Source organism: Streptomyces sp. NPDC104202, from assembly GCF_055584185.1.
The window spans coordinates 1-7,320 of the sequence record NZ_JBVJMN010000113.1 but is presented as its reverse complement, the minus strand read 5'-3'; the positions used below and the strand labels follow the sequence as shown (position 1 = coordinate 7,320).

The 7,320-nt window shown below is 75.4% G+C and carries 6 protein-coding genes; 3 read left to right on the top strand and 3 right to left on the bottom strand.

Translation table 11 applies throughout. From position 1 onward, the window contains the following. Window positions 1–150: 150 nt before the first annotated feature. Both ACZ60W_RS36765 and ACZ60W_RS36760 read right to left on the bottom strand, forming a co-directional pair. Window positions 151–1,137, bottom strand: a complete 987-nt coding sequence (locus tag ACZ60W_RS36765; RefSeq protein ID WP_469759753.1) for an SCO1860 family LAETG-anchored protein — start codon at window positions 1,135–1,137, stop codon at window positions 151–153. A 288-nt stretch (window positions 1,138–1,425) separates the two neighbouring features. Continuing rightward, a complete protein-coding gene (locus ACZ60W_RS36760) occupies window positions 1,426–2,145 on the bottom strand; it encodes a siderophore-interacting protein (protein ID WP_469759752.1) in 720 nt (239 codons plus the stop codon). Window positions 2,146–2,214: 69 nt separating this feature from the next. Here ACZ60W_RS36760 and ACZ60W_RS36755 point away from each other — a divergent pair, with 69 nt between their 5' ends. Continuing rightward, window positions 2,215–4,326 carry a penicillin acylase family protein gene (locus ACZ60W_RS36755; protein ID WP_469759751.1) on the top strand — a complete coding sequence of 704 codons (2,112 nt, stop codon included), beginning with the start codon at window positions 2,215–2,217 and terminating at the stop codon, window positions 4,324–4,326. Next, complete coding sequence (locus ACZ60W_RS36750) at window positions 4,323–4,883, top strand: GNAT family N-acetyltransferase (RefSeq protein WP_469759750.1); 561 nt, start codon at window positions 4,323–4,325, stop codon at window positions 4,881–4,883. The genes ACZ60W_RS36755 and ACZ60W_RS36750 overlap by 4 nt, the downstream gene beginning before the upstream one ends. An 18-nt stretch (window positions 4,884–4,901) precedes the next feature. Here ACZ60W_RS36750 and ACZ60W_RS36745 read toward each other — a convergent pair whose 3' ends face one another. After that, on the bottom strand, window positions 4,902–5,987 hold the full coding sequence (locus ACZ60W_RS36745; protein ID WP_469759749.1) for an amidohydrolase family protein: 1,086 nt from the start codon (window positions 5,985–5,987) through the stop codon (window positions 4,902–4,904). Between the two features lie 130 nt (window positions 5,988–6,117). Here ACZ60W_RS36745 and ACZ60W_RS36740 point away from each other — a divergent pair, with 130 nt between their 5' ends. Continuing rightward, window positions 6,118–7,218, top strand: coding sequence for a pyridoxal-phosphate-dependent aminotransferase family protein (locus ACZ60W_RS36740; RefSeq protein ID WP_469759754.1), 1,101 nt, complete (start codon window positions 6,118–6,120; stop codon window positions 7,216–7,218). Window positions 7,219–7,320 lie beyond the last annotated feature (102 nt).

Below are 7,320 nucleotides of genomic sequence, written 5' to 3'. Positions count from 1 at the left end.
TACGTCAGGTCCCGGAGGCACTCATTCCGGTGGCCCGGCGGAACGCCGGAGGGGGGGGGGGGGGGGGGGGGGGGGGGGGGGGCCCCCCCCCCCCCCCCCCCCCTCCCCCCTTCTTCCCCCGGCACCCCCCGGTGCCTCCCCCTCGGGCCGTCAGCCGCGGGAGCGGGCCCGCGAGCGGGTCAGCGCGAGGGCGCCGCCGCCCGCGACGAGAAGGGCGAGGGCTCCGGCCGCGAGGTACGGGGTGGTGGAGCTGCCGCCGGTCTCGGCGAGGTTCTCGGTCGGCGTGCTGCCGCCGTTGTTCGTCGTGATGCCGCCGGCGTCACCGGGCTTGGCGGTGGGCGGTGCGGACGGGCGCTCGGTGGGCTGCTGCGTCGGCTTCTCGGTGGGCCTGTCGGTGGGCTTCTGCGTCGGCGCGGTGCCCTCGGGAGTCTCGCAGGTGGCCTCGGCGAGGGTGACCGTGCCGTCGACCGCGGCCACGCCGAGCTTCAGCGGGTCGACCTCCACCTTGAGTTCGAGGGCGGTGGCCGCGGCGGTGCGGGAGGTCGTGGAGGTGCGGGAGAGGTCCAGGGTCACGGCTCCGATGCCGGGCACGGCGACCTGGGTCCGGCCGCCCGCGGACAGGGTGGTCTTCTTGCCGAAGACGGTGACGTGGCCGAGGACGTTGGCCTGGGCGACGGGCTTCCGGCCGGTCTCGCACAGCGCCTTGGCGGTGACCTTCTCGACCTCGATGAGGGAGAGCGCCGGGATGCCGGGGACGTGCACCTTCGCCTTGACCAGGTTCACGTACCCCTCGGCCTTGTCCTTGTCGACGGTGGCCTTCGAGGTGGCGACGTCGGCGGCGAGGAGGTCGATCGGTTCGCCGCCCTCGGCACCCTGCACCCGCACGGAGAGCGCGGTCTCGCTCTCGGTGCGCGGGGCCTTGACCTCGTTGAGGGAGGCCCGGACGGGGACGTCCACCGTCTTGCCGAGGAGGGAGACGTCGAGTCCGGTCCGCAGGACGACGGCGGTGGCATGGCCTTCGCCGCCCGTGGCGTGCGCCGCGGGGGCCACGAGGAGCACGGGGCCTGCGGTCAGCGCGACGGCCGTCGCGGCGGCGGCGGCGCGGCGTCCGGGCAGGCGGAAGGCATTGCTGTTCACGATGGTGGAACCCCCACAGGAGACATGGCGTCGCCGGCCGCTCACCACGGGGACGGTGGGTCGGCGCGGCCTCGGCGACTTGAGACACCGGAATCTTTACGCACGGAGAGTGAACTCACAGTCGCCTGACGTGAGTTCACTCCAAAGGGGGGTTTCCGTGTTCATTTTCGATATTTTTGGACACAACCGTTCCCGCGCGTCCCGCGTCTTTCGTACGGGGCGGCCTGCGCGCAGGGAGTGAGAACGATCCGCGACGCCCCGACGTCACGGATCGTCAACCGCGCGCCCTCAGCTCGCGCGCCAGTACCCGAGGGCGTGGACGCGCTCCTTGGGCAGCGCCAGGTCCTTGCGGACGTATCCGGCGAGGGCCCGGGTGGTCACGGTGTCGCAGGCGATCCAGACGTACGAGGAGGCGTCGGCGAGCTCCGGAAGCTCGGCCTTCACGCGGGCGACGAGCGCCTCGCCGCCACCCTCGCGCGGCACCCGTCGCAGCTCGTGCCGCTCGGGGTCGACACGGACCGGAAGCCCCTCGTCGGAGGCGTGCCGGGTCTCGAACCAGACGGTGGCGGGGACGCCCGGGAGCGCGTCGAGCAGCGAGTTGACGGCGGGGAGCGACGCGGCGTCGCCGACCACGAGCAGCCGCCCGGGGAGCGGGTCGGGGGCCTCGAAGCCGGTGCCCTGGAGGGTGGCCTCCACGGTGTCTCCGGGGGCGCAGGTGCGGGCCCACCGGCTGGCGACGCCGTCGTGGAGGGCGAACTCCAGGCTGAAGGTGCCCGCCTCCGGGTCGGGGTCGACGAGGGTGTAGGCGCGCTGGTGCGGCTTGCCGGCGTCGCGGAACCAGAGGCGCACCCACATCGTGGGGTGGACCCCGGCGGCGGCGAGCAGACCGCCGTCCGTGAGGTGCACCCGGCGGTAGTCCTCGGTGACCTCCTCGGCCCCCGTGACGGTGAACGTGAAGTCCCTGCCGCGCATCAGCTTGAGAACGGCACCCTGCCAGCCGTGACCCACCGCAATCCCCTCCCCTGAACTCCTGTAGGTTAATTTAGGCCAGCCTAACCTAAGAAAATCTACGCGGACATGGACGGGAGCGGGGTCTCCGTGAGCATCGAGGTCTACCGGGACGCCTGGGGCGTCCCGCATCTGCGCGCCGCGGACGCGGACGAACTCGCCTTCGCCCAGGGCAGGATCACCGCCCGCGACCGCGCCTGGCAGCTGGAGGTCGAGCGGCACCGGGCGCAGGGCACCACCGCCGCCTTCCTCGGCGCCGCCGAACTCGGCTGGGACACCTTCGTCCGCCAGGCCCGGCTCGCCGACACCGCCCGCCGCTGCTTCGAGCGGCTCGACCGCACGGACCCCGAAACGGCGGGCTGGGTACGCGCCTACGTGGACGGCGTCAACGACGGCCTCGCCGAAGGGGCCGCACGCGCGCCCGAGTTCGCGTCCACCGGCCTCGCGCCGGGCCGGTGGGAGCCCTGGACCCCGCTCGCCGTCTGGCTCTCCACGCACATCCTCTTCGCCGGCTTCCCCACCAAGCTGTGGCGCGACCAGGTCGCCCGCCGGCTCGGCGAGGAGTGGACCGAGCTCTTCGCGACCGACGGCCCCGGCACCGCAGGCTCCAACGGCTGGGTGGTCGCGGGCGAGCGGACCGCGAGCGGCGCGGCCCTCGTCGCCGGCGACCCGCACCGCTTCATCGAGGCGCCCGGCGTCTACCAGCAGATCCGGCTCGCCTGCCCCGCGTACGACGTCGTCGGCCTCGCCGTCCCCGGCATCCCCGGCCTCGCCCACTTCGGGCACACCGGCCCGGTGGCCTGGGCCATCACCAACGCCATGGCGGACTACCAGGACCTGTACCGCGAGCGGCTGCGCCGCCTCCCCGACGGCGGGGTCGAGGCCCTCGGCCCCGAGGGCCCGCGGCCGGCGTCGGTCCACACCGAGACCGTCGAGGTCGCCGGCGCGGATCCCGTCGTCATCGAGGTGATCGAGACGGACCGGGGGCCGGTGGTCATCGGCGCGGACGGCGGGCCCGCCGCCGGCACGGACGCCGACGGCGCCTGGGAGGCCCTGAGCCTGCGCCACCCGCCCCGGGTGACCGGCGAACTCGGCTTCGGGGTCCTGCCCGCCCTCCTGCGCGCCCGCACCGTGGCCGACGTCGACACGGCCCTCGACGGCTGGGTCGAGCCGGTGAACGTCGTCCAGGCCGCCGACACCCGCGGCGGCCTGCTCCACCGGGTCGCCGGCCACGTGCCGGTCCGGGACCGCGCCAACTCCCTGCGCACCGTGCCCGCCTGGGAGGCGGTGCACGCCTGGGAGGCGGAACCCGCGCCGCTGCCGCGGGCCGAGGTGCGCGGCCACGCGGTCATGGCCAACGCCCGCGGCCTGGCCGCGCCGCTGGGCGTCGAGTTCGCCCCGCCGCACCGGGCGGCCCGGATCGCCGAACTGCTCGACGCCTCGGCCTCCTGGACCCCCGAGTCCACCGCCGCCGTCCACGCGGACACCGACAACCCCTCGGCGGCCCGGCTCCTGGAGAAGGTGGCGGCCTGCGGCGACGGCCTCGCCCCCGCCGCCGCGGCCGTCCGCGACCGGCTGCTCGCCTGGGACCGCCGGATGGACGCGCGCTCCGCCGACGCCGGGCTCTACGCCGCCGTCCGCGGCGCCGTGGTCCGCCGGCTGGCCGGTCACGAGGCGTTCGCCGCGCTGCGCGAACCCGCCCCGTACCCCGAACTGTTCCGCCCCTGGCTGGCCCTCGGCCCGCGCGTCGCGTTCGCCCTGGAGACCCTGCTCGCCTCCGGTCCCGTGCCCGCCGGGGACGTCGACCGGATCGTGCGCGAGGCGCTGGACGAGATCGGCTCGGGCGAGCCGCCCGCCGCCTGGGGCACCACCCACCGGCTCGCGCCGTGGCAGGCGCTGCCCGACGCCGACGACACCTGGCCGGGGCTCGGCGGCGACCACGACTGCGTGCTCTCCACCTCCAGCGTGCCCGGCTGGACCGACCGCAGCGCCCGCGCCTCCGCCGCCCGCTACATCTGGGACCTCGCCGACCGCGAGCGCAGCCGCTGGATCGTGCCGTTCGGCGCGTCCGGGATCCCCGGCGACCCCCACCACCGCGACCAGCTGCCCCTGTGGCTGCGGGGCGACCTCGCCCCCGTCACCACCGACTGGAACCTGCTCACCGAAGAGGAATCGGCATGACCACCACCCTGTACGCCCGGACCGTCGAGGGTCTCGGCACCGTCCGCATCGCCCCCGTCGACCCCGACCGGGACGCCCCGGTCATCCACGGCTGGGTGAACGAGGACCGGGCCCGCTTCTGGGGCATGGCCGGCACCAGCGTCGAACAGGTCCGCGAGATCTACGCGCACCTCGACTCGCTCACCACGCACCACGGCTTCCTCGTCACCCGGGACGACGTGCCCGTCGCGCTGTTCCAGACGTACGACCCCGAGGCCGACCGGGTCGGCGAGTGCTACGAGGTGCTTCCCGGCGACGTGGGCGTCCACCTGCTCCTCGCGCCGAGCGCCGCGCCCGAGCCCGGCTTCTCCGGCCGGCTGCTCGGCGAGCTCATCGCGTTCGTGCTGCGCGACCGGACCCGGATCGTGGTCGACCCCGACGCGGCCAACGAGAAGGCGATCGCCCGCATGGTCCGCGTCGGCTTCGTGCCGGGCCCGGAGGTCGTCCTCCCCGAGGTGGACCTGCCGGAGGTCTTCCTCCCGGAGAAGCGGGCCCGGCTCGCCTTCCTGACGCGCTGACGCGGGGGCCCGGCGGGCTCAGCCGACCACCCGGCCGTTGACGACGACCCGGCGCGGCGCCGCGAGGACGCGGACGTCCGCGCGCGGGTCCTCGCCGTAGACGACGAGGTCGGCCGGGGCCCCCTCCTCCAGGGAGGGGCGGCCGAGCCACGCCCGGGCCCGCCAGGCGGTGGCGGCGAGCGCGTCGATCGGCGGGATGCCGGCCCGGGTCAGCTCCTCGACCTCCTCGGCGACGAGACCGTGGGCCAGGGAGCCGCCCGCGTCGGTGCCGACGAAGACGGGGACGCCCGCGTCGTAGGCGGCGCGCACGGTGTCGTAACGGCGCTCGTGCAGCCGGCGCATATGGGCCGACCAGCGGGGGAACTTCTCCTGCCCGCCGTCGGCGAGGTGCGGGAAGGTCGCGATGTTGACCAGCGTCGGGACGATCGCGACGCCCCGCTCGGCGAAGAGCGGGATGGTGTCCTCGGTGAGGCCGGTGGCGTGCTCGATGCAGTCGATGCCCGCCTCGACGAGATCGCGCAGCGAGTCCTCGGCGAAGCAGTGCGCGGTGACCCGGGCGCCGAGCCGGTGGGCCTCGGCGATCGCCGCCTCCACCTCCGGCCGCGGCCAGCAGGCGGTGAGGTCCCCCGCCTCCCGGTCGATCCAGTCGCCGACCAGCTTGACCCAGCCGTCACCCCGGCGGGCCTCCCGGCCGACGTAGGCGACGAGGTCGACGGGCTCGATCTCGTGGGCGTAGTTGCGGATGTAGCGGCGGGTGCGGGCGATGTGCCGCCCCGCGCGGATGATCTTCGGCAGGTCCTCGCGCGCGTCGATCCAGCGGGTGTCGGAGGGCGATCCGGCGTCCCGGATCAGCAGCGTGCCGGCGTCCCGGTCGGTGAGGGCCTGCTTCTCGCTGGTCGCCTCGTCGACGGGACCGTGCCGGTCGAGGCCGACGTGACAGTGGGCGTCGACGAGCCCGGGCAGCACCCAGCCCTCGACGGTCACCGCCTCGGCGGCGGGCCGGTCGAAGGTGATCCGGCCGTCGACGCACCACAGTTCGTCGCGTACGTCCTCCGGGCCGACGAGCACCCGCCCCTTCACGTGCAGCACCGCGTGATCGCTCATGTCTGCACTGTACGAGGACGGGCGGCCCGGCCGGGAGTGCGCCCGTGGCCGGGGCGACGGGGGCCGCTGGGTACGCTGGCCGGGAGTTCCACCCGCACCGCACCGAGTCGAAGAAGGCACCGCCGTGACCGTGACACATCCGCTCCTGGACCTGGCCCCGCTGACCGCCGCGCACTTCGCGTCGATCGAGCGGCGGGTGGCCGCGCTGCTCTCCACGGAGCAGGACGTGGTGATCACCCAGGGCGAGGCGCTGCTCCCCCTCGAAGGGTGCATCCGGAGCGGGGCGCGGGCCGGTTCGACCGCGCTGAACGTCGTCACCGGCCCGTACGGGCAGACCTTCGGCAACTGGCTGCGCGACTGCGGGGCGACCGTGGTCGACCTGGAGGTGCCGTTCCACACGGCGGTGACGGCCGAGCAGGTCGAGCGGGCGCTGGCCGCGCACCCGGAGATCGACTTCGTGTCGCTGGTGCACGCGGAGGCGGCGACCGGGAACACCAACCCGGTCGCGGAGATCGGCGAGGTCGTGCGGGCGCACGGCGCGCTGTTCTACCTGGACGCGGTGGCGTCGATCGGCGCGGAGCCGGTGCTGCCGGACGCGTGGGGCGTGGACATGTGCATCATCGGCGCGCAGAAGGCGATGGGCGGGCCGGCGGGCGTGTCGGCGGTGTCGGTGAGCGCGCGGGCCTGGGAGCGGTTCGCCGCCAACCCGGCCGCGCCGCGCCGCTCGTACCTCTCCCTCCTGGACTGGAAGGAGCGCTGGATCGACGGGGGCCGCAAGACGCTGCTGCACGCGCCGGCGCAGCTGGAGATGCTGGCCCTGGAGGCGTGCGTGGAGCGGATCGAGGCGGAGGGTCCGGACGCGCTGATGGCGCGGCACGCCTCGGCGGCGGCCGCGACCCGGGCGGGCGCTCTGGCGCTGGGCGGCGGTCTGGAGCCGTACGTGCGCGAGGCCGCGGACGCGGCGCCGGTGGCGACGACGCTGCGCGTCCCGGCCGGTACGGACGCCTCGGAGCTGGTGGCGAAGGCCCTGGCGGCCGACCCGTCGCTGCCGCTGATCGCGGGCGGCGGCGCGCTGGCCCAGGAGATGATCCGGGTCAACCACTACGGCGTGGACGCGACGCCGGGCGCCGTGCAGTCCTCGCTCGCCGCGCTCGGGGCGGCGCTCGGCGAGACCGGCCGGACGGTCGACCTGGAGGGCGCGCGCCGCGCGGTCACCGACGCCTGGGGCTGAGTCGTACGGGAGGGGGGGGGGGGGGGGGGGGGGGGGGGGGGGGGGGGCGTGGCGAGGGGGAAGGGAGGGGGGACGGGGGGGGGGGGGGGTGGTTCTGTTGGT

What these genes read in the sequence shown, in the direction of transcription:
- ACZ60W_RS36750 (WP_469759750.1), top strand. Translation starts at nt 4,323, where the DNA reads ATGACCACCACCCTGTACGCCCGGACCGTCGAGGGTCTCGGCACCGTC.
- ACZ60W_RS36745 (WP_469759749.1), bottom strand. Translation starts at nt 5,987, where the DNA reads ATGAGCGATCACGCGGTGCTGCACGTGAAGGGGCGGGTGCTCGTCGGC.
- ACZ60W_RS36755 (WP_469759751.1), top strand. Translation starts at nt 2,215, where the DNA reads ATGGACGGGAGCGGGGTCTCCGTGAGCATCGAGGTCTACCGGGACGCC.